Genomic DNA, 308 nt, shown 5'->3' on the forward strand with positions numbered 1-308 from the left:
ATCTCGAAGAAGAAGACCGACGTGATCGCGGCCGGTCGCGAAGCCTTCATGAACGGGGCGGTCGAGCGGGGCCTGGAGAAGGCCAAGGCCAAGGAGATCTTCGACCTGATCGAGTTCTTCGGCGGCTACGGCTTCAACAAGAGCCACTCGACCGCCTATGCCCTGGTCGCCTATCAGACGGCTTATCTGAAGACCCACTACCCGACCGAGTACATGGCCGCCGTGCTCACGTCCGAGATGGACGGCTCGGAGCGGGAGAAGTTCTTCGTCGAGCATATCGACGACTGCCGTCGGATGGGCCTGGCCGT

General features: G+C 62.0%; 1 protein-coding gene. It reads left to right on the forward strand.

The window, feature by feature from the left end:
- The coding region (locus AB1L30_RS00315; RefSeq protein ID WP_367011366.1) for a hypothetical protein at positions 1-308 on the forward strand (308 nt) is incomplete at both ends.

Origin of the sequence: Bremerella sp. JC817 (assembly GCF_040718835.1) — a bacterium.
GTDB lineage: Bacteria > Planctomycetota > Planctomycetia > Pirellulales > Pirellulaceae > Bremerella.